21 protein-coding genes are annotated in these 22849 nt (G+C 35.8%); 6 read left to right on the plus strand and 15 right to left on the minus strand.

The window, feature by feature from the left end:
- Nucleotides 1-30 precede the first annotated feature (30 nt).
- The 12 genes from ABS911_RS03520 to ABS911_RS03575 all read right to left on the minus strand — a co-directional run bounded on the left by ABS911_RS03520 (nt 31) and on the right by ABS911_RS03575 (nt 13446).
- Nucleotides 31-789, minus strand: coding sequence for an ABC transporter permease (locus tag ABS911_RS03520; RefSeq protein WP_350466331.1), 759 nt, complete (start codon nt 787-789; stop codon nt 31-33).
- The gene (locus ABS911_RS03525) at nt 786-1439 is read right to left on the minus strand and encodes an ABC transporter ATP-binding protein (RefSeq protein WP_350466332.1); all 654 of its coding nucleotides are present in this window, start codon (nt 1437-1439) and stop codon (nt 786-788) included. Before ABS911_RS03525 ends, ABS911_RS03520 begins: the two co-directional genes overlap by 4 nt.
- 118 nt (nt 1440-1557) lie before the next feature.
- Nucleotides 1558-2184, minus strand: a complete 627-nt coding sequence (locus tag ABS911_RS03530; protein WP_350466333.1) for a PepSY domain-containing protein — start codon at nt 2182-2184, stop codon at nt 1558-1560.
- 138 nt (nt 2185-2322) lie between these two features.
- Nucleotides 2323-3243, minus strand: a complete 921-nt coding sequence (locus ABS911_RS03535; protein WP_350466351.1) for an ATP-grasp domain-containing protein — start codon at nt 3241-3243, stop codon at nt 2323-2325.
- Nucleotides 3244-3273: 30 nt separating this feature from the next.
- Nucleotides 3274-4536 (minus strand): dicarboxylate/amino acid:cation symporter, encoded by a 1263-nt coding sequence (locus tag ABS911_RS03540; RefSeq protein ID WP_350466334.1) that lies wholly within the window; start codon nt 4534-4536, stop codon nt 3274-3276.
- A gap of 416 nt (nt 4537-4952) precedes the next feature.
- Complete coding sequence (locus ABS911_RS03545) at nt 4953-5876, minus strand: 1-phosphofructokinase family hexose kinase (protein ID WP_350466335.1); 924 nt, start codon at nt 5874-5876, stop codon at nt 4953-4955.
- 113 nt (nt 5877-5989) lie between these two features.
- On the minus strand, nt 5990-6457 hold the full coding sequence (locus ABS911_RS03550) for a hypothetical protein (RefSeq protein ID WP_350466336.1): 468 nt from the start codon (nt 6455-6457) through the stop codon (nt 5990-5992).
- Nucleotides 6458-7237 carry a MurR/RpiR family transcriptional regulator gene (locus ABS911_RS03555; RefSeq protein ID WP_350466337.1) on the minus strand — a complete coding sequence of 260 codons (780 nt, stop codon included), beginning with the start codon at nt 7235-7237 and terminating at the stop codon, nt 6458-6460.
- Between the two features lie 89 nt (nt 7238-7326).
- A complete protein-coding gene (locus tag ABS911_RS03560) occupies nt 7327-8670 on the minus strand; it encodes a 6-phospho-alpha-glucosidase (protein WP_350466338.1) in 1344 nt (447 codons plus the stop codon).
- Between the two features lie 28 nt (nt 8671-8698).
- Nucleotides 8699-10324 carry an alpha-glucoside-specific PTS transporter subunit IIBC gene (locus tag ABS911_RS03565; protein ID WP_350466339.1) on the minus strand — a complete coding sequence of 542 codons (1626 nt, stop codon included), beginning with the start codon at nt 10322-10324 and terminating at the stop codon, nt 8699-8701.
- A gap of 276 nt (nt 10325-10600) precedes the next feature.
- Nucleotides 10601-11218, minus strand: a complete 618-nt coding sequence (locus tag ABS911_RS03570) for a YdhK family protein (protein ID WP_350466340.1) — start codon at nt 11216-11218, stop codon at nt 10601-10603.
- Nucleotides 11219-11376: 158 nt separating this feature from the next.
- Nucleotides 11377-13446: a copper-translocating P-type ATPase gene (locus ABS911_RS03575; RefSeq protein WP_350466341.1), complete on the minus strand. Its 2070-nt coding sequence runs from the start codon at nt 13444-13446 to the stop codon at nt 11377-11379.
- Nucleotides 13447-13805: 359 nt separating this feature from the next.
- Here ABS911_RS03575 and ABS911_RS03580 point away from each other — a divergent pair, with 359 nt between their 5' ends.
- From ABS911_RS03580 to ABS911_RS03605, 6 genes are all read left to right on the plus strand, one after another.
- The gene (locus ABS911_RS03580) at nt 13806-14864 is read left to right on the plus strand and encodes a phosphate/phosphite/phosphonate ABC transporter substrate-binding protein (RefSeq protein WP_350466342.1); all 1059 of its coding nucleotides are present in this window, start codon (nt 13806-13808) and stop codon (nt 14862-14864) included.
- A 104-nt stretch (nt 14865-14968) separates the two neighbouring features.
- Entirely contained in the window at nt 14969-15754 is a 786-nt protein-coding gene (phnC, locus tag ABS911_RS03585) for a phosphonate ABC transporter ATP-binding protein (RefSeq protein WP_350466343.1), read from the plus strand.
- A gap of 12 nt (nt 15755-15766) precedes the next feature.
- The gene (phnE, locus tag ABS911_RS03590) at nt 15767-16588 is read left to right on the plus strand and encodes a phosphonate ABC transporter, permease protein PhnE (RefSeq protein ID WP_350466344.1); all 822 of its coding nucleotides are present in this window, start codon (nt 15767-15769) and stop codon (nt 16586-16588) included.
- A 12-nt stretch (nt 16589-16600) separates the two neighbouring features.
- Nucleotides 16601-17410, plus strand: coding sequence for a phosphonate ABC transporter, permease protein PhnE (phnE, locus tag ABS911_RS03595; RefSeq protein WP_350466345.1), 810 nt, complete (start codon nt 16601-16603; stop codon nt 17408-17410).
- Nucleotides 17411-17436: 26 nt separating this feature from the next.
- Nucleotides 17437-19014: a bifunctional metallophosphatase/5'-nucleotidase gene (locus tag ABS911_RS03600; protein WP_350466346.1), complete on the plus strand. Its 1578-nt coding sequence runs from the start codon at nt 17437-17439 to the stop codon at nt 19012-19014.
- A 35-nt stretch (nt 19015-19049) separates the two neighbouring features.
- A complete protein-coding gene (locus tag ABS911_RS03605) occupies nt 19050-19493 on the plus strand; it encodes a hypothetical protein (protein ID WP_350466347.1) in 444 nt (147 codons plus the stop codon).
- A gap of 14 nt (nt 19494-19507) precedes the next feature.
- On the opposite strand, the gene ABS911_RS03610 is transcribed toward ABS911_RS03605, so the two are convergent.
- The 3 genes from ABS911_RS03610 to ABS911_RS03620 form a co-directional block, all read right to left on the minus strand.
- Nucleotides 19508-20053 (minus strand): Dps family protein, encoded by a 546-nt coding sequence (locus ABS911_RS03610; RefSeq protein ID WP_350466348.1) that lies wholly within the window; start codon nt 20051-20053, stop codon nt 19508-19510.
- Nucleotides 20054-20126: 73 nt separating this feature from the next.
- The gene (locus tag ABS911_RS03615) at nt 20127-22034 is read right to left on the minus strand and encodes a heavy metal translocating P-type ATPase (protein WP_350466349.1); all 1908 of its coding nucleotides are present in this window, start codon (nt 22032-22034) and stop codon (nt 20127-20129) included.
- 348 nt (nt 22035-22382) lie between these two features.
- Nucleotides 22383-22849 (minus strand): MFS transporter (locus ABS911_RS03620; RefSeq protein WP_502880492.1); only part of this gene is annotated, 467 nt, incomplete at its 5' end.

Below are 22849 nucleotides of genomic sequence, written 5' to 3' on the forward strand. Positions count from 1 at the left end.
AGATAAAACTTTTGATTCAGACAGTTCACATTATATTTTCAATTGTTTTCGTTCGTTATAAAATTCCTTATACGCCATATAACTTGCACTAACGGATGCGATACTTGTAGTAGATAATAGCATGAAAGTCACCATAATTTGATATTTGATCGCGTGTGTTGGATCAACTCCAGCAAACATCAAGCCTGACATCATTCCGGGCAAACTGACAATTCCAATCGTTTTTGCTGAATCAATTGTTGGTGACATACCTGCACGAATACTGTCACGCACAATTGAACGAGATGCTTGTTTTAAATCTGCTCCTAAAGCTAATTTTTCTAAAACTTGTTGTCGTTGATCAGTAAATTTCGCATTCAAATTCCGGTAACAGATACCAATAGCAATCATAGAATTACTGGCGATCATTCCTGAGATTGGAATCACTTGTGAAGGAATAAATAACACCGAACCTGACATGACTAAAACAAGTAACGTTAAACTCGTTGCAGTAAAAATAGCGATAAACGAAATTTTAAATGCATGTGATAAGCCTTTACTTCTCTTTCCTGCATTAAAAGAAGCATTAAAAATGATGACTAAAACGAGTGCTAATGTGACTACAATATTGTTTAACTTGAAAACGTAGCCTAATAAATAACCAACTGCAAATAATTGGATGACTGCTCGAAAAACACTAAAGAGTATATCTTTCCCCAATCCTAGTTTTTCTTTATAAACAATCATGAGCGCTATTCCAACTAACGCTGTCGCAAATAATAATGACGTATTATTAATAGCTAGATTCATTTAGATTCCCCCATTTCGCCATTAACAAGTTGAATAATGCGACTGGATAATTGAATTTCCACTGGATTATGTGTCACCCATAATACGGTCACCCCTTGATCTTGGTTGAGTGTATGAATCAACTTGCGTACAATTTCTTGGTTTTCTGAATCCAAGGCGCTTGTTACTTCATCTAATAAAATTACTTTAGGTAAAAATAACAGATTGCGGATCAATGCTACTCTCTGTTTTTCTCCACCTGACAAGTTATTCACTGATTTAGCTAAATATTCTTCTCCCAAACCGACTTCGTTTAAAGCGGATAACGCTTTTTGCTTATCAAAGGTTTGGTTTCTAATTTCATAGGGAAAGGCTAAATTATCTTCTACTGTTTTGTCAAACAGTGTGGCTGTTTGAAAACAATAAGACACTTCCTTTCGATAACTAGTCGGCTCATATTCCTCAACTCGTTTATTTTGATAAAGGATTTCCCCGGAAGTTTGAGATAACATAGAAGCAATAATCTTTAATAGTGTGCTTTTCCCACTTCCAGACGGACCAGTGATCGTCACAAATTCTCCTTTTTCAACAGAAAAATCAATATTTTTTAAAATAACTTTCCCTTCTGCTTCATAGCCTAATTGATTAATAGTCAAAAGCGGTGCATTCATTTATCTTCCTCCTGAGTAACGTTTATGTATGAACAGTTTATTAAAGAATATGTCCATTAAATCTAGGATAACAAAAAAACTGCCTAACCCAAAAGAAAAGGTTGGCAGTTTATCTAGTTTAGTCGTTATCTATAGATAAGAATTCACCAGTTTCAGCATTTAAAAGTACGTCTACTTCGTTGTTTCCTTCTTCAAACTCTCCTGTAAAGACAGGTGTTTTTGTATCATCATCAACTTCTAGGTTCCAAGAAACCATAGTAGCATTAGGGGCTTCTTCTTCAGAACTAGCAATCAATTCATCTATAGGCATTACATCATCTGTCATCAATTCTTGATCGTCAAAGTCTGAGTCTTTCTTTTCTGTATTGTTTTTTGTTTCTTCGCCAGTTTCAGCATTAACTTCCCATTCAATTTCTTGAGTGTCATCAAAACCATTGATTTCAAAAGTATACTCGCCAAAATCTTTATCGAAATCTACTGAAGAAATAGCTGCATCAGGGTAAGCTTCTTGGAAATCAGCAACTGCTTGTTCATAGGTTACTGAAAAATTCTTCCCTTCAAAGTTTGTTGATGACATAGAACTAGAATCTGCTGAATTTGACGTAGCAGAACTTTCCATCGAACTAGATGCTTCTGACTCTGGTGTCGAAGTAGGTGTTTCTTCATTAGGCGTTTCCGTTCCACAAGCTGCTAATAATACAAGAGCACTTCCACTAATCAAACCTAATTTTACTTTAGCTAACATATAATCATCTCCTTACTGATATAATAACAATTTAATCAAAAAATTCCTATCAATCTGCCTCTTTGGAACTGAAAATAAGGCCATAGTTGTAGCCTTAAGTAAGCCTTAAGTCGTTAGTTAATACTAAGTTATAGGTTACTATTCTACTTTTTCCAATTCTGATTTCAAGAAGTTTGCTAATGCTAACATAGCGTATTTCTCTGCTACTTTTTCAGCGTCAGCATTGTAATTGGTGTTTGTATTTACATCGTATGCATAAGCTACTCCATCAGCGTCAAAAATAAATTCAATAGCTGCTACATCAATCTTTTGTTCTTTAAGAAAGTGTTCATATTGTTTAATTTGTTCACTTGGTAATGAATCAATAATTGTAAATTTATTAACTACTGGCACATCTCCAATTTGGCAGCTGTCTGCTGGGCATAATTCAAAGCCATTGCTTGAATCAACTTTTACAGCATAAAAGAATTTTCCACCAATAAACTCGGAACGGACGATCGTTCCATCGGCTGGCTTGATGTATTCTTGAATTAAGCTGATACCATCAATTGAATCTTCAAATTCTGAACCAGACACGTAAGCTTTTAGCTCTTCAATCGATTGTAGTAAACGAACGCCCAAACCTTTTCCTGCACGATTGTGTTTGATGATGAATGGAAATTTATTCAATTTTTCCGCTGCTTTAAGGATATGTTCTTTTCCAACTGCCCCGTATGTCTCAGGTGTTTGAATCCCATATTTTTGCAAAGCTAAATGTTGTTTTAATTTACTGACTTCTAATTCAATAGCTTTTGTTCCATTAAATACAACTGCATTACGGCTTTCCAACCAAGTCAACAAATTGTCTGTTAATTCTGGCGCGTATCGGTGACCACGCGTATGAGAAGAAGCACTCATTCGATTATAGAAAATCCCATTAGGTGATTCTTCTTGGATATCAATCAATCCATCAGATAAATCCCAGAGTTCATAAGGGGCCTTGATTTCATTTAAGCGCGCGGTCAAATGTCTTGTCCAATCGTTATTTTCATGGATAATATATATTTTTTTCACTTTAATCTCTCCTCATTCATTTTTATGTCTTCCTTGTTAGTTCTTAGCTTCAAAGGTTTCTTTAGTGAAACCTCCGTTTTTCTCATACTCAAATGCAGTTTCTGATTGAGCAATTAGGACTGGGGCTAATGCATTACCAACAACGTTAACCGCTGACCGGCCCATATTGATAAAGAAATCTACTGAAACCATTAGTGCAACTCCTTCAGCAGGTAAGCCAAGTTGTGTTGCTGCTGCTAAAAGTACCACTACTGCTCCCGAAGGAACGGCTGCAATGCCTTTAGTAATAACGGTTAAAAATAAAACAAGTGCGACAATTTCACCAAATCCTAGTGTTACATCATACATGTTAACAATAAACATTGTTGCTAAGCTAATATAAACGCATGCTCCATCTAAATTAAATGAATAACCAAGTGGTGTTACAAAAGAAGAAACTGCCGGCGATACGCCAAATTTCTTTAATCGATCAATCAGAGATGGCAAAACAACGCTTGAACTGCCTGTCGTGAAAACAAGAAAGATCAGATCGCTAATTTCTTTAAGCAATGCAAAATAAGGTACATGAAAAAACCAAGCAATCAGTGGAAAAATAATCAAGACTACGACCATGAACGCAACATACGTAAACAAGACGAATTGCCCTAAAGAAAGTAAGTTTCCGATACCGTAAGCCGCTATATCATATGCCAGAAATCCAAATACACCAATTGGAGCAAAAGAAATTGCATAATCTACCATTTTAAACATCGCCTGTGACCACGATTCAAAAAACACAATCACGGGTCTGCCTTTTTCGCCTATAGATACTAAAGACAGCCCTAGAAAAATACCGAAAAAGATAATCGGCAATAGATTGCCATCTGCGAAAGCTTGAAATAAATTACTTGGTACGATGCTTAGAAAAAAGCTTTGAAAATCAATCCCACTCGCTATCCCATCAAGTGATTCAGTTGAAATGCTTCCTGTTTGGAAGTTACTGCCAATTCCAGTCCATTTCCCAGCTAAAACGCTCAGAATAATCAGCCCAGTTGTTACAGAAAAGAAATAGACAAAAGACTTACCTGCCACTTTTCCAAAACTTTTAGAATCACTAATATTAACGATAGCCAAAATGATGACTGGAAAAATAAGTGGCACTATAATCATTTGAATCAAGTTCATAAATATCGTCCCGAGTACTTCTAACTGAAGCCCGGCGTTTTTACTGAAGTACCCTACAATTATACCTGCCACAGCCCCAATAATAACTTGCAGCATTAAACTTGGCTTTTTCATTGTTCTACTGTTTCTTGACATGATCTATTTCCCTCCAATCAGTTAATAAAGAGTACAAAAAAAGTGCATGAGCGATATACACTCATGCACAGTTGGATCACCTTAACAATTAGCGAAAAAACGCCCTAAGTATGCCAAAAATAGCCTTAGTTGTGTCTTGTCCTTATTGATAGAGCTAACCCTAGTTATTAGTTAAATAGGAAAGAAGCTCTAGTAAAAGATGATTGCTGATAACATGAGTGGTTCATACAACATGGACAACACAACACGTTTAGACAGATCATCTTTTTCATATTCGCTTCCTCCTTCTTAGTTTATTATTTTAGTTTTCTTTAATGGTGAGCGCTCACCTACTTAAAGTAAACTCATTGTAACAATCTCCAATTTTATTGTCAACTGTTCATTCTAGTTGAGTAAAATTAAGATTACGCTATGGATTAGTCTATTTTTTCTACGACTACTTTTTTTTGTAAGTTCTCAGCATCCTTCACACTAAAGGATGAACTATCATTATATTGCACTTTACTGGCTGAACAAGCTGTAGCAAACGTTAAAGCATCAACAAAAGACTTTTGTTGCGTTAGAGAAGCTAAAAATGAACCGACAAAACAATCACCAGCACCTGTATCATTTTTAACGACTACAGTAGGAGGTTTGATTTGATAAAACTCATTTGCGTGCCCACATAAACTACCTGCTCCGCCCTGAGACACGATGACGTAATCAATTGTTTTTGTTAGTTCTTTTACCGTTTCTACCAGCGTCTGACCTTGTTTGGATAATTCTTGTATTTCAAATCGGTTTGGCTTAACAAAATTCACACCAGATTTCACAGCTGTTTTTAAAGCTTCACCTGAAAGATCACAAGCAATAAAACAGCCTATTTTGTTTAATAGCATCATTAATTTTTCTAAATCTTTAATTTCAAAACCTGGAGGCATAGAACCCGCTATTAAAACTGTGTCTTCTACTTCCACCTTTTCTTCAATTTTATCAAATAATAAAGATTTAGCGTAACTAGAAACGTCGTATCCTTTTTCAGTAATCAGAATACTGCCGCTGATTCCTTTTTCTAAGATCACGTAACTTTCTCTTGTTGGTTTGCCATAGATTTCTACAAAGTCGTGGTTGATATTTTTTTGTTCCAGTATTTTATCTAATTGTCCTTTATTGGTCGTGCCACAAAAACCTAATGCTTGATTTTCCACACCCAATTTACTCATAGCAAAAGAACCATGATGCCCTTTGCCTCCTATGTCATATGCAATACTCTCCAGGCGATTGTTCTTTTCTTTGGTCAGCTCTCCATCAAGGTGCAACAAACGGTCAATAGTCGGGTTTAAAGTGATTGTATAAATCATTGGATATCCTCCTCTTTTTGAAGCAGATAGGGTCATTTATGACTTATTATACCATTTAACTAAAATGATCCATAAAAAAACCACTATTTAAAGTGGTTTTAATCAACTATTTTTCAGGCTAGGGTAATTCGGATAAACGCAAAACACACGAATAGCGATATCACCGCTAAAACACCAATAATTACTGTTAATAATAACGGCAAATTTGGTACTGCAACTTCTTTATTTTCCTTTAAAACTATCCCTTGCTTTATAGACATATAGCCAAGAATAATAGCTACTACATTTCCAGTCAATAAATTACTTGCCATAAAAGCAATCATCGTCCGCTTCCAAATTTTTTTACTTGGCTGATTTTGTGCCGTAGACAATACCGCAAACCAGAAGAATGAAAGCAAAGCAATCAATAACATAACTGGATTGATTGGCTGACTTGTTAAATAAACAGCAAAGCTTTCACCTCTTAACCCAGCGTTTACAGCAAAATAAATAAAGAACAGGATTGGAGCTAAAATTAAGTACACTCGTAAAAAGAGCGCTGGCTGAACTTTATTTTGTAATAGAGATAACTGAAGTTTCATTTACTCAGCCTGCCTTTCTGATTCATTATTTTGATAAAAATCAAGATAAGCTCTGAACAAAGAGTCCGTAACTTGAAAAAGTGGTAAGAAAGAAAAAATATCTTCGCCATTTAAAACAATTGGTGTAGCTTGGAAATAGAGATTGTGTGTTGCCATAGAAGCCAAATTATTATTTCTTAGGCTAGTAATAGACAAAATAGGAATTTCTTTTAGTTTAAGCATGGTCATTTCATCTTTCACTTCTTGAATATCTCCGCTTAAAGATAAGACAATCAACAAATCATCTTCTGTGATAGTCGATGCTGCAGCCATCTGTAGCTCTCTTTGAGCTGATAAAAGAATTAAAAACTTTTCTAATGGTACCATGTTTCGTCTAAAATCGGATAGAACATCTCTTTGTCCCCAACCTGTGCCATAACAAAAAATACGTTTGGCAGAATAAATTTCTTTTAAAATAGGAACTACGTCTGTTTGGTTAAACAACTTTGCGGTTGCCTTACTGTCTTCACTTTGCAGCGAACTAAAATTCACTTGAGCCACATTCCTTTGTGTGTGGTCGGAATCCTTCTTTAAACTGTATTTAAATTCACTAAATCCTGAGAATCCTAATTTCTTTGCCAACCTTACAATGGATGATTTTGAAGTAAGCGTTTTTTGTGCCAATTCAACAATCGGCATCGTTTGGCATTTATTTTTATGTTTCATAACGTATGATATGATTTGTAAGTCATTTTCATTTAGTTCATGGAAATGCTGGTTAACGAGTACTTCTAAATCCAAGTGAATCTCTCCCTGCTATTAGCAATGTATAAAAACATGAAGAATACAGTCTCTCCATGTTTTTATATACACTATTATAGCATAGCTGATTAACTTAATTCAGGCCAAAACCCTTTATTAGCTACTATCAAATCATCTAATATTTCTCGTGCTACACGAGCATTAGGTACAATTTTAGATACTGTCAGTGCTTGCCATAATTTTTGGTAAGAACCTTCTTCCCAAGCTTCAACGACTAATTTTTCAACAGCTACTTGTTGTTCCATCAATCCTTTTTGGAAACGTGGAATTTCTCCCTGATTGATTGTTTCTGGACCATTTGAACCTACTATACATGGGATTTCTACCATAGCTGTCGGATCAAAGTTAGAGATGGCGCCATCATTTGGTACGATCAATAACATTCTTTCACGCGTGTTATAAGCAATCGCTCTTGCTAAATCGACAATATATGAAGCATGATCATCTGTTACTAATTTTGCATCTTCAGCTGTCTTAATGTTTGAAATACGGTTACATTCAGAAAAGACTTGTTTTTCACGGTTATCCATTACTTCATTCGCACGCGTGTAATTAGGATTTGATTTTTCAGCTTCATCTTGCGGGAATAAGTAGTACTTCAAATACGTATTTGGTAACGTATTGGGATCCAAAGCAAAAGTTTCTTTTGCTTTGCCATATGTGTGCATCCAACTTGGTTCGATATCTTCACCTGGAATACCTTCTAATTCACCTGGAGTAACGTATCCATGTTCTGCAACGTGCTTTTTGATAGCTGGCATTAAATCATTGCCGTCTTTATCGCGAATATCTGTCCACCAGCCAAAATGGTTTAGTCCATAATAACGAACAGTCATTTCTTTACGGCTCTTCAATCCTAAAATTTCAGCCATACGATGTTCGATCCCAACCGGCATATCACAAATATTGATGATTTTGCTGTTTGGTCTTAATTTGCGTGTAGCTTCCGCAACGATTGCTGCTGGATTTGAATAATTCAACATCCACGCATTTGGTGAGTATTGTTCCATATAGTCAATCAATTCTAATACTCCTCCGATTGAACGCATCCCATAAGAAATTCCGCCTGGTCCACATGTTTCTTGACCAATAACACCATATTTCAAAGGAATTTTTTCATCTTGCTCACGCATCGCGTATTTCCCTACACGAATATGAGCCATTACAAAGTCGATATCAGTAAAAGCTGTTTCTGGATCAGTAGTAGCTAAAAATTCAATTTCTGGAGCACGTTCTTTCAAAACAATTTCTACAGCATCTGCAATTTGTTTTTGTCTTTCCTCATCATTATCGTAAAACTTGATTTGGCGAATCGGAAATATTTCTAAGTTTTCTAATAACATCATAATGATCCCCGGTGTAAATGTGCTTCCGCCACCTGCTACTAAAATTGATTGTTTTTTTAAAGTCATATTTATCTTCTCCTTAAGTTCATTTTATTTAAATTGTTGGTTCTGTTTGGCTCTGAGCATCTACTAAAGTTCCAGTACTTTTCATTTCGTCTTCAAATGCATCTCTTACTTGAGGCACATCCAATCCAACGATAATTTGGAAGGCTTTTCCTTTACGAACGACTCCATGAGCACCTGCTGCTTTAAAGAAACTGTCTTCTTTGACCAGGTTTTCCTCTTTAACAGACACTCTTAATCTTGTGGCACAATTATTTACATCCACAATATTGGCTGTGCCGCCAAGTCCTTCTAAATAATGAGCTGCACTACTTGCATAGGCTCCACCATTTGCTGGAGCTGTTTTACCGTTTGCTTGTCTTTCACGATAATCTTTTTTAGAGTACATCTTAACTTCATCTTCTAATTCTCTACCTGGCGTTTTGATATCAAATTTTAAAATAGCAAAACGGAATACAAAGAAGTAAATGACACTAAATGCTAACCCAGTTCCAACCAAAGTTAAAACCGTTCCGAGATGATTGATCGACATGGGTATAATAAATTGTGTCAGCATCGTAATCAATCCACTACCTACATCACCTACAACACCAAATGCATAAACAGTTGCTCCTAAAGTAGCCGCTAAAGCAGCATGTATTAAAAACAATTGTGGTGCAATAAATAAGAACGTAAATTCAAACGGCTCTGTAATACCAGCAAGAACTGCTGTTAAAGCTGTCGGAATCAATAAAGCCAATGTTTTTTTCTTTTTAGCTGGATCTGCTGTTGCGTAAAATGCTGCTGCTATACCAAGAGGAGCAAAAATTTTCGAAACATTATGCAATCCAAACCCACCAGCTGGGAATAATTCTTTAAGTGGAACCGTTGATGAAGCAAATTCACTTAAGTTATTCAACCAATATGCCGTGATTCCACCTTCTACAACTGCTGGACCATAAATGAATGGTTGATAAATGAAATGATGCATTCCAGTTGGTATCAAAAGTCTTTCCAAGAATACGTATAGCCATACACCTAAAGTCCCTGATGAAGCTAAGAAACCTTGCATTGAACTAATCAAACCTTGAATGATCGGCCAGCCCCAAGCTGTTAAAAAGGCTAAAGGAAGCATTAGGAAAAACCCTATCATAACAACTAATGAAGATCCTTGGAAAATACCTAAGAAATCAGGTAATTTAGTTTCAAAGAAACGATTATGCAACCAAACAACAATTGCAGCAACTAAAATAGCACCGATTAAGTTGGTATCCAATGTTTTGATTCCAGCAATCATTTTTATCCCGCTGTCTCCACCAGCTTCTTGTGCAAAATCTACACCAAAAGTTGGACCCATCAGTTCAAGAATTTTTCCAACAAAGTTGTTAAATGTCATATAAACAACGACTGATTCTAAAGCTGCTCTTCCATTAGCTTTTTTAGCTAATCCAAGAGGTAGACCAATAACAAATAGCAATTCCATCTGATTGAATACAGTCCAACCACCTGATTCAACAATTGACCAAAAGTTCGCCCACATTGTACCCGCAGTTGCGATATCTCCAACAATTAATGTGTTTTGAAGCATAATTGCAATGGCTAATATAATACCTGAGAAAGCAAATAATAAAACTGGAGTAAACATCGCACCGCCAAACCGCTGTAGTTTTTGCATCATTTTCTTTTCATCTCCTTATTCTTTTTATGAAATCGCTTCCATATACAGACTATACCATCCTCTTTTTTTCAGTTCAATATTCAACCCTTCAAAAAAATCAGCGTTCCTTAATAGGTATTTTTTCCATTTCTCGGGAAATTTCCCACCTAATTTTATAAGGTGGCAGTCTCTTATTTCAATAATATAACTCAAAAAAAGAGCTTTAAATCAAAGATGATTCATCTCGATTTAAAGCTCTTTTTCTAATTTTAGTTGGAAAATCAACTTTTCAACTGTTTAGTCTTCAGAAAGTTCTTTTTCTGTTACCCATTTGTGATTTTTAACTGTATCGCCACCTGTTGTAGGTTCGTAATCAATCATATAAATGGTTGTTGTCTCTGAAGCTTCAATCGTTGCTGGCGCATCGTCCATTCCTTCCATATGATCCGCTTTTAATGTTACTTCAGTACCATTTGCAATAACTTCATTTTGTGCTTCTTCAATTTCTTCTTGTGTGACCCATTTATGATTTTCAACTCTCTCTCCACCAGTCGTTGGTTGATAGGAAACTTCATAAACAGTTGTGTCAAAAGCTCCTACTATCGTCGCTTCAGCACCTTTCATTCCTTCCATATGATCGGCTTGAATAATAGCTGTACTGCCGACTTCGAATTTTGGTTCTTCAGCTTTTTTAAGGCCATCTGGTATCTCACCAGAATCGTCATGCATCATACCCTCCATGTCCATGCCAGATTCGGAACTCATCATCATACTTGAGTCATCCATGTTCATGCTTGTTGAACTGCTTGATTCTGAAGAAGCTGTATCAGTTTCTTCATTTCCTGTCCCGCATGCTGCTAAGGTTAAAGCTGTAGCTAAAGTTGCAACCGTTAAATAAATTTTTCTGTTCTTCATTCATTTCCCATCCTTTCAAGTTTTAAACTATCTTGCTTGTTGTTACTATGATTCCTTAATCGAAAATCGCTTTCTATTAATTAAGTTTAAGGCGAATAGGAGTTGAAAACAATTATTTCATCTTTTCCTAGACTAATGAGGTTTAACTGCATCTTTTCTTAATCAACTTTCAGCATTTGAGCATTGATCGCCACAATAATTGTACTTAAAGACATCACAACTGCTCCAATTGCCGGTGTAATTAAAATGCCTTGATTGATCAAAACACCTGCAGCTAGCGGAATAGCAATGACATTGTATCCGGCTGCCCATATAAAGTTTTCAATCGTTTTTTTGTAACTAGCTTTAGATAGTTTAATGATAGCCAATACATCTGCTGGATCACTGTTCACTAAAACAATATCGGCTGTTTCAAGAGCAACATCTGTACCTGCTCCAATCGCAATTCCAACATCAGATTCTGCTAACGCTGGAGCATCATTGATTCCGTCTCCAATCATGGCAACTCTTTTACCATTTTTTTTCAATTCTGACACATACTTAGACTTCTCATGAGGAAGAACTTCAGCAATTACTTGTGAGAGTCCTAATTTTTCGCCTACGTAATTAGCTACTCGTTTGTTGTCTCCGGTCATCATAATTGTTTCAACACCTAAATCGTTCAATTCTTTGATCACTTTATAAGAGGATTCTCTAATGATATCGGCTAATGCGATTATCCCTTGTAATTCGTGATTTTTCAAAATAAATACTACTGTTTTTCCTTGTTGAGCCAATGTTTCATATTCTTTTTCATCAAAAGAGAATTGATTATTCTTCATCTCTCCCGGGCTGATAATTGAAATTTCGGCACCATTGATAGTAGCTATCAACCCTTTACCTGCTAGGTTACGGTAATTTTTCACATCATCGATTTCTAATCTCTGTTCTTTTCCTTCTTTAACAATGCCTTTAGCAATAGGATGATCCGATTGTGTTTCAACAGAATAAGCCAAGGCTAGTAACTCTAATTTGCTTATACCATTAGCAGGTTGAATATCGGTTACACCAAAATTGCCTTCTGTTAAGGTACCCGTTTTATCAAAAACGATTTTATCTATTTTATGTGCTCCTTCAAAAGCAATACGATTGCGGATCAACAACCCTTTACTAGCTGCAATTGAAGTGGATCTTGAAGTAACTAAAGGACCTGCTAATCCTAATGCATGTGGACAAGCAATAATCAATACGGTTACCATCCTTTCTAAAGCAAAATCAAAATTGCCTGTGACGGACCAATAAACAATCGTCAGTAGTCCTACAATAACGGCTACATAAAAGAGCCATTTTGCCGCAATATCAGCAAATCCTTGAGCTTTAGATTTTGTTGTTTCAGCATCTCGAACCAACTGAATAACTTGAGCAAGATAGGTGTCGTTCCCAACTTTATTGACCTTGATTTTTAATACCCCTTCTCCATTCACTGATGCACCGATTGCATCCATTCCAGGATTTTTTTCTATTGGTACAGATTCTCCAGTCAACATAGATTCATCAACAGTCGATGTACCTTCGTAAATGGTGCCATCTAAAGGAATTTTTTCACCCGACTTAACAAGAATCCTATCACCAGGTTTTAAATCTTCTATTGTAACTTCCATAATATTCCCAGATTCATCAATTTTATGTGCTTCTTTTGGCATTAATTTTATTAACGCTTCTAAAGCTTTTGAAGCTCCCATAACAGATCTCATTTCGATCCAATGGCCTAGAAGCATAATGACAATTAAAGTAGCAAGTTCAAAGAAAAAATCACTACCAGAGATAAAAAAAGTGGTCAACGTACTATAGACGTAGGCTGTAATAATGGCTAACGATATGAGCATCATCATTGCTGGTGTGCGTGATTTCAGTTCACCCCATGCCCCAGTCAAGAAAGGTTTCCCTCCGTAGAAAAAAAGAACTGTTGAAAGAATAAACAAAAGGAGGTCAACTCCTAAAAAATTAATCTCATATCCAAAAAGCATTTGCACCATTGGAGATAATAGGGAAATAGGAATTGCTAAAATCAATGAAACCCAAAATCTTTTTTTAAAATCTTTTATCATCATTGCGTGATGTCCTGCATGTCCACCAGCAGGATTCATAATGCTATGATCCATTTTGCTGTGATTTTTGTTATTGTGATCCATCATGCTGTGTTCCTTACCATTGCGGTCCTTCTTATTATGATCTTGATGCTTATCCATGTTATCCTCTCCTTTTCATTTTTCGTTTACATTTGTAATCGTTTTGTTTCTTAACTATATACTCTTGCTACAAAGTTGTCAAGAATATCACTCGCATACTAAGATCACTCCACAATCGTTTACATAAACAATACAAAAAATCCATTTTAAATTAACGTTCGTATTTTATACTGACTTTAACGTTAAATCATTATTTGAAATTCATTTTACTTGATATCTTCTCACAAAATAATTTAATAACCGAACGATTTTATTTTATATATTTTATAAAAAGGATATCTTTTAAATAATACGAATGATATAATACTAAACGTGTTAAACGTTTGTAAAAATACAAAATTACAGGAGGATTTAATTACATGCATAAGAAATTCGGTAAGTACATAGGGGCAGCATTATTAGCGGGGCTATTAGTCGGATGTGGCAACGAAGCTGCCAATAGCGAATCTGCAAACACAAATACTGATGGAGCAATCGAGCTTGATACACTATCAATCGGGTTTGTCCCTTCACGAGATCCCGAAGAAATCGTTACAGCAACAGAGCCATTAAAGGATTTACTAATTGATGAAATGTCAACTTTAGGTTACGACATTGATGAGGTTGATATCACAGTTGGAACTAACTATGAAGCTGTAGGGGAATCTCTTTCAGCGGGTACATTAGATGTTGGTTTTATACCTGGTGGGACTTATGTATTATACGATGACGGTGCTGAAGTAATTTTAACTTCTACAAGAGCCGGATTAAGTAATGATTCGGATGATCCAGCTGACTGGAATAAAAATACACCTACTGAAGCAACCGATGAACAAGTGACTTCTTACCGTTCATTGATCATTGCAGGTCCTTCTGAAAAAGGGCAAGAATTAGCTGCTAAAATCAATAGTGGTGAAGAATTAACATTTGAAGATATGAATAGTGCTTCATGGAGCGTAATGTCTTCATCTTCTTCTGCAGGCTACATTTACCCAACGTTATGGCTAGATGAAAATTTTGGAAAATCTATTACAGACTTAGAAAAAGTGGTTCAAGCTGATTCATATGGAAGTTCATTTGCTCGTCTTGCTTCTGAACAAGTTGACCTCTTGGTTACATTTGCTGATGGCAGAAGAGATTACGAAGATACTTGGACTTCAGAATACGGTAGAACGGAAAATATCTGGGATGAAACTGCTGTTGTTGGGGTTACTCCAGGAATTTATAATGACACCATCAGCGTCAGCAAAAACTCTGACAAAATGGATGACGAATTAAAATCAGCTTTACAAGAAGCATTTATTAACATTGCTGAAACAGATGAAGGAAAAGAAGTTATTTCTGTCTATAGTCACGAAGGGTACAAAGTAACGGAAGATGCAGAATACGATGATGAAAGAGCTGCTCAAAAAATCGTTCAAGATTTAGGAATCCAATAATCTCTATTGACTTTACTAATTTAAAATAAACCAAATGAAACTGTGAAAAAAGTAAGTTAAGCTACTTTTTCATAGTTTTATTTTTGGAAAGGACTAATGATTACGTGATAGAATTTATTGATGTAAACAAAACATATCCAAATGGTGTAACTGCACTAAGCAATATAAATTTAAAAATTGAACAAGGAGAATTTGTAGCGATTATCGGCTTATCTGGTGCCGGAAAGTCTACGCTTATTCGTTGTGTCAATCGCATGCACGATATTAACAGTGGAAAATTAATCGTTAATGGTATTGATGTTAGTGCCTTAAAAGGAAAAGAGATTCGACAATACCGCAGAAGAGTGGGCATGATTTTCCAATCCTTTAATTTAGTGACACGAACAACAGTTTTAAATAACGTCTTAATGTCTTCTGTTCCTGAACTGCCTTTTTGGAGAAAAGTATTGGGTATTTTTCCTAAAGAAACTAAACTTACTGCTTTAACTGCTTTAGATAAAGTTGGGATTTTGGATAAAGCTTTCATGCGTGTCGATCAACTTTCTGGCGGACAACAACAGCGCGTTGCTTTAGCGCGAACACTTGCTCAATCACCAGAAATCATTTTAGCAGATGAACCTGTTGCTTCATTAGACCCCGTGACTGCTAAACAAGTTATGGATGATTTCAAAAAAATCAATAAAGATACCCACATGTCGATCCTTTTAAATATTCACCATGTAGAGTTGGCTTTAGATTACGCTGATCGTGTAATCGGCATTCGAAAAGGACAAGTTGTCTACGACGGCAAAGCAAGCGACGTTACTCAGCCTATTTTAGATCTTATTTACGGACATGCTCAAGTTCAAGACGAACTAAGCGTAAACCCAACCTTACAACCACAATCTTAGGAGTGCATGAAAATGATGATTTATGACAAGTTATTTCCACCAAAAAAAATTATGTTGGCCAATAATAAAATAGTTGAAGAAAAAAGAACCAAAACACCTTTTATTCTGGTTTTAATTGCAATTGGTTTTGTCATTTCGGTAAATGTAACAGGGTTCAGCTTCGCTACCCTTCTAAATCGTTGGCAAGAATTTTTCATCATTCTAAATGATATGATTCCACCAAATATCGATTACTTGCCGAACATTTGGAAACCTTTGTTAGACACTATTAAAATGTCGTTAGTCGGTTCTTTACTTGGTTCACTAGTAGCCATTATTTTTGCCATATTGGCTTCTTCAAATATCATCAAAAGTAAGATCACAGCTGGTCTTTTCAAATTTATTCTCAGCGTTCTAAGAACTTTGCCTACTTTAGTTACCGCGTTGATTGCTACTTTTGTTTTTGGGTTAGGTACGATGGCTGGAACGATTGCGATTTTTTTGTTCACCTTGTCCTATATCGGAAAACTTCTATACGAACAAATCGAAAATATCGATATGGGCTCATTTGAAGCATTAGAGTCTATGGGGTTAACCAAGCTACAATCTTTTCGATACGCGATCATTCCAGAGATTTTGCCGACTTACCTATCTACGTCTTTATTTTGTTTTGAAGGAAACGTCCGCTACGCTTCTATATTAGGGTATGTCGGTGCCGGAGGTCTTGGACTGCTTTTAAATGAAAGACTAGGTTGGCGTGATTATTCAAGTGTTGGCATGATTTTAGTTGTTTTGGCTGTAACGGTCTTTATTATTGAACGAATCAGTGAACATTTTAGAAAAAAATTACAATAAGGAGTGTAACCCATGTCGGAAATGATTGAAACTCAATTTGAACAAGAACCCAAGAAAGGCTTATACTTAATGAGTATAGTCACCATTTTGTTAATTGCTTTCATTTGGTCTGTTTCTTCTATTGAAGTACAAAGCCTGAACGATAGTGGATTAACAATTGCATCAAATATTTTCAAAGGTCTTTTAAATCCGGATTTAAACTTATTATTCGGATTGACCACTAGTGGTGTACTTTATCTTTTATTTGAAACCATCTGTATCGCCTTTTTAGGAACCATTTTTGGGGCCATTTTAGCCATACCGATTGCCTTCTTAATGGCTCCTAGCGTCGTACCTGCTCCATTAGCTTACTTGGTTCGCTTAGTCGTTATTGCCATTCGAACTGTTCCAGCTTTGGTATATGGCTTGATGTTTATCCGCGTTACTGGTCCTGGTCCATTTGCCGGAGTATTGACAATGTCTATTACTTCGATTGGAATGGTTTCAAAACTGTATGTAGATATTATTGAAGATTTAGATACTAGTATTTTAGAATCGTTAACTTCAATGGGGTGTACAACTTTTGAAAAAATTCGTTTTGGAATTATTCCCCAGCTCTTTTCAAATTTTTTATCGGTAACGATCTACCGCTTCGATATGAACTTACGAGACGCTACAATACTAGGGCTCGTTGGTGCTGGTGGAGTGGGTGCTCCGTTGATATTCGCAATGAATTCCTACCGTTGGAATGAAGTAGGATCTATACTGATTGGATTAATCGTCTTGATTTTGCTAGTGGAGTTCTTTTCCAACAAAATGAGAGCAAGCCTCATTAAAGGTTGACCAATGAATTTTAAAGGAGTTTTTTTATGAAATTAACTATTCTATCCACAAGTGATATCCATGGATATATTTACCCCACCGATTACAAACAAAGAAATCAAGATTTGCCATTCGGATTATTGAAAATTAATTCCATTATCAATGAAATAAAAGCCAACGAAACTGATCCTGTATTGGTGATTGATAATGGGGATTTCTTACAAGGTTCCCCATTAACTTACTACACAGCCAAACAAACGAAACAGCCTGCACTTTATACATCTATTCTTAATGATATCGGATTTGATGCAGGTGTATTAGGAAATCATGAGTTCAATTACGGAAAAGAGTACTTGACTGAAGCTCTAAAGACACTTGATCACCCTATTTTATGTGCCAACATTTTAAACGACCAAGGTCAGGCGGCGTTTGGTAAACCTTATGAATTATTCACGTTTGACAACTTAACTGTAGCTGTACTTGGACTGACAACTCAATACATTCCAAATTGGGAACAACCTGCGTCTATTGCTGGATTATCATTTCAGTCAGCTGTTACATGTGCCCAAGAATACGTTCCAAAATTACAAGAATTGGCAGATGTCATCATTGTCAGTTATCATGGTGGTTTTGAAAAAGACTTAATCACCGATGACCCTACAGAAGCTCTAACGGGTGAAAACGAAGGGTACGAACTTTTAAAAAGAATTCCAGGTATCGATGTCTTGCTAACCGGACATCAACACCGAGAAATCGCTGCTGTGAACTCTTCTGTTGCCATCGTGCAACCTGGAGACAAAGGACACAACCTTGGAAAAGTTTCTTTAACAATAGAAAAAAAGGATGGAAAAGCCACTATTCTTTCTAAGACAGCTGAGCTTATCTCAGCTAAAAATACTAAGATTGATTCTCAAATGGCAGAAAAATACAGTGGTTTTCAAGATGAGATCGAAGCTTGGCTAGATCAAAAAATCGGAGAAATAGAGGGTACTATGTGGATCAAGGATCCTTTTCAAGTTCGCTTAACCGGTCATCCTTATATTGATTTTATTCATAAAGTTCAAATGAAGGCAACTGGAACAACCATTTCTGGTACAGCTCTTTTCACAAATGATAGCAAAGGTTTTGGTCCAACTGTAACAATGCGTGATATCGTCACTAACTACATTTATCCTAATACTCTAGCAGTTGTAGAAGTAACCGGAAACGACTTAAAACAAGCTTTAGAAAAATCAGCCAGCTACTTTAGTCCATCAGCAAATGGACAGATTGAAATCAGTCTTGCTTTTCTCTACCCTAAAGCTCAGCAGTACAATTACGATATGTACGCTGGAATCGATTATACTATTGACGTTTCGCTTCCAATTGGCAGTCGTATTTGCCAGCTCCGTCACAATGGTGCCCTTATTCAAAAAGATGATCGATTAGAAATTGTCATCAATCAATATCGAGCAGTAGGTGGTGGAAATTATGATATGTTTAGCGCTGATAAAATTATTAGAGAAGTCACGATTGATATGACCGAACTAATTGCAGATTACTTTAAAAAACACGATAGAATCAAACCAGATACATTTCATAATTTCCAAGTCATACAATCAAAAACAGAACTGCAAGTTTATTAACACAAAAGGAATGGGATAATTATCTCATTCCTTTTGTGTTAATAAACTTAGATTACTATTCTGAGTTGATCGAATTAAGGCTCATTACGTCAACTCAAACAGAAAACGGCTCTGAGTTAATCGAATTAAAGCTCATTACGTCAACTCAAATAAAAAATGGCTTTGAGTTGATCGAATTAAGGCTTGTTACGTCAACTCAAATAGAAAACAGTTTTGAGTTGATCGAATTAAAGCTCATTACGTCAACTCAAATAAAAAATGGCTTTGAGTTAATCGAATTAAGGCTCGTTACATCAACTCAAATAGAAAATGTCTCTGAGTTGGTCGAATTAAGGCTCATTATGTCAACTCAAATAAAATTCTACGTTGAACCTTTCAGTAAGTTCCCTTCTCACTATCAAATAAGCAATGGCGAGGCCTATTGCTTATTTGATTTGGTCTTTGTCTATTTAACAACTATTTTCCTCTTGACGAATTAGTTTTAAAACACGCTCTAATCATCCTCTTCCCCTTCAAGAGCATTTTTCCCAAGGAATGATTGCAGCATCCAAATTGTTTTATCTAAATAGCTTTTGTAGTCAATTAATAGATCTTCCAATACAGTATCATTTTCATTTTGCGCCAACATGATGGCACGTCCGGCGACATCATGGGTTGTACGATAGTCATCAACTAAGTTTTCCACCATCTCTTCTGCGGACAAGTATTTTCCTGAAGCAGCTTCTTGAATAAAGGAATATTGAATGTAATGTTCTGCTGTTGAAAATGGTTTTGCTCCTGATGCAATTAAACGTTCAGCAATTTTATCATAATACTGAGTACTTTCAGTGTATAATTCTTCAAATTTTTCATGTAAGGTAAAGAAGTTCGGTCCTTTTACATACCAGTGGTATTGATGTAATTTGATTTGCAGTATACCTTGGTTAGCAATGATATGATTCGTCATTGCTGCTGCAGTAGGATTATGGTGGTCATGTTCTTTTTTGTCTTGATCTATTTCTTTTTTCAACAGTTCTTCGTGTATTTGTTCTTCAGCCATTGGGTGTTCCTCCTAATTTTTCTGATCAATTTTCTTATATAACTATAATTTCTTTTTATTATTCTTAAATAAATTAAGCATGTGTTGGAACTGCATTTGCTGCCTTAGATTTTTTCCTATCTTTATGGTTAAAGCGAATCAAACGCATCGCATTTAATATAACCACCAGCACACTTGCTTCATGGATAAACATTCCGGATGCTAAATGAACGTTTCCCATTAAAACACCAGTTAATAAAATAGCTACAACTCCCACAGCAATAAAAATATTTTGTTTCATGTTACGAGTTGTTGCTTTAGATAAAGAGTACGCATGAGAAAATTGCATTAATTTGTCAGCCATCAAAACAACATCCGCTGTTTCCATCGATATGTCCGTTCCTCCTTCTCCCATTGCTAAACCAATATCAGCAGTGGCGATCGCTGGGGCATCATTGATTCCATCTCCTGCCATAGCAACAGTATGACCCATTTCTTTCAAGCGTTTTACGAATTCTACTTTGTTTTCTGGCAATAATTCAGCATGGAACTCATCTAATCCCAATTCTGTAGCTACCGCTTGGGCTGTATGTTCATTGTCACCCGTCAGCATGATGATTTTCTTAACCCCATTCTTCCTCATTTGATTTAGTGCCTGTTTAGCATCGTCGCGTATTTGGTCGGCAATGGAAATGATTCCAGAAATTTCACCATCAATTGCGATGAAGATGGCAGAGTTCCCGGATTTTTCACGCTTGACTGCATACAGTTCAACATCATTTTCCAGCGAGATATTTTCAGCTTTCATTAGTTTCCGATTCCCAGCAACGATCTGGCGGTTATTCACTACTGCTTTAATTCCATTTCCTTTAATCGCTTCTCCATCAGTTATTTCCATAGAAACGATATTTATTTTACGATTTTCAGCTTCTTTCACGATTGTCTGTCCCAAATGATGTTCAGAAATCGTTTCTGCTTTTGCCACCAGTCTCAATAAAGTATTCTCATCAGTATCATTGAACACATGAATATCCGTTACTTGAGGTTTTCCTTTGGTTAATGTACCTGTTTTATCAAATACTAAAGTATCTACCTTGGAGAATTTATCCATGATCTCTCCACCTTTGATCAATACACCATACTTCGCGCCATTTCCAATACCAGCAACATTTGATACTGGTGCTCCGATAACCAATGCACCAGGACAGGCGATAACTAAGAAAGTAATCGCTAAATGCAATTCTCTGGTTACGAGATACACAATGATAGATAAGATTACTACAGATGGAGTATAGATATTGGCAAATTTGTCCAAAAATTTCTCTGCTTTTGATTTTGATTCTTGCGCTTCTTCCACGAGTTCAATGATTTTAGCAAATGTCGTATCCTCTCCGACTCTTTCAGCGATCATTTCGATGTAGCCAGTGTCTATAATAGTTCCACTAAAAATATTATCGTTGATTGATTTTGAAGCTGGCTCAGATTCTCCAGTAATTGCTGCTTCATTGATTGAAGCTTTACCAGAAATGATCTTACCATCAACAGGAACTTTCCCTCCTGGATGAACAATGACACGATCACCTTCTTCAACATCTTCAACAGATATCGTTTCTGTTTTGCCATCTATACGCAGAACAGTTGCTTCTTGAGGAGCCATATCCACTAGTTCTCTTAATGAAGAACGCGTTTTTTCTAACGTCCTCATTTCCAGATAATCTCCGAACAAGAACAAGAATGTTACAACAGAAGATTCTGTATATTCTCCAATATATAACGCTCCTATAACTGCGATACTTACAAGTAGATCAATACTAAAAGCTTTCATGCGCAATGCTTGGATAGCTTTAATGAAGATAGGGACACTGGCAATGAGGGTTGCACTAATCAAAGCATCATTTTTTAGATTTTCACTTCCAATGAAATCGAAAACAAATCCGAGAGCAATTAATATTCCTGATAAAACAACGATATGGTTTTTATGTTTATTGATATGTGAGATCATCTTTTCTTCCTCCTATTTCTTTTATCTATCTACACTCTTACTTTACTGCTGTTTTAAGAAAGTTAAATTGACGATCATCAAGAAACTAAATTTATCTAAAAAAACAATCCAGACTACCTCAATGATCTGGATTGAAATTTTATTATTTTTTAAACTACATTTAAAATATTTTTGTAGACAATACTGGATAACCTAGTTTCACAATGATTTCTTGTATTTTATTGCCTTCAATTTTAGTTTCATCGAATTGCGTTTTTACTTTACTTGAATTAAACTTTTATTCCCCAATAAAAAAAGGTTCTAGAAATCATCAATTGATGATGATTTCTAGAACCTTTTTAGTAGGATTTAATTATTTTCAACTAGTTCTCTTTTAGGTAAATACGGTTTTTCCTTGATGAACAACGTCATAATGAAAGCTACTAATGATAATAGCCCAACTAATTTAAAGACCATTTGAAAACCTGCTAAATCAGCTAATTGTCCTGTAACATGTTCTGCTAGTTTATTTTGAGAAACAAGCATCATCACAACCACAAACAAAGCTGTTCCCATTGATCCGGCTAATTGGCGTTGAGTATTAAACATTGCCGCAGCATGTGAAGCTAATTCTAGAGGGACAGCATTGAACGCTGCTGTTTGAATTGGCATCAACGTTAATGCAAAACCTAATGTACGAACCATTTGCAGTATTACAATAATATAGATAGGTGTATTAATATTTATTAAACCAATAACAAAAGTTCCAACTGTTACCAACATTAACCCACTCATAGCTAATTTTTTAGAACCATATTTATCAAACATTCTACCAG

The sequence above is a fragment of the Carnobacterium sp. genome, from assembly GCF_040274425.1.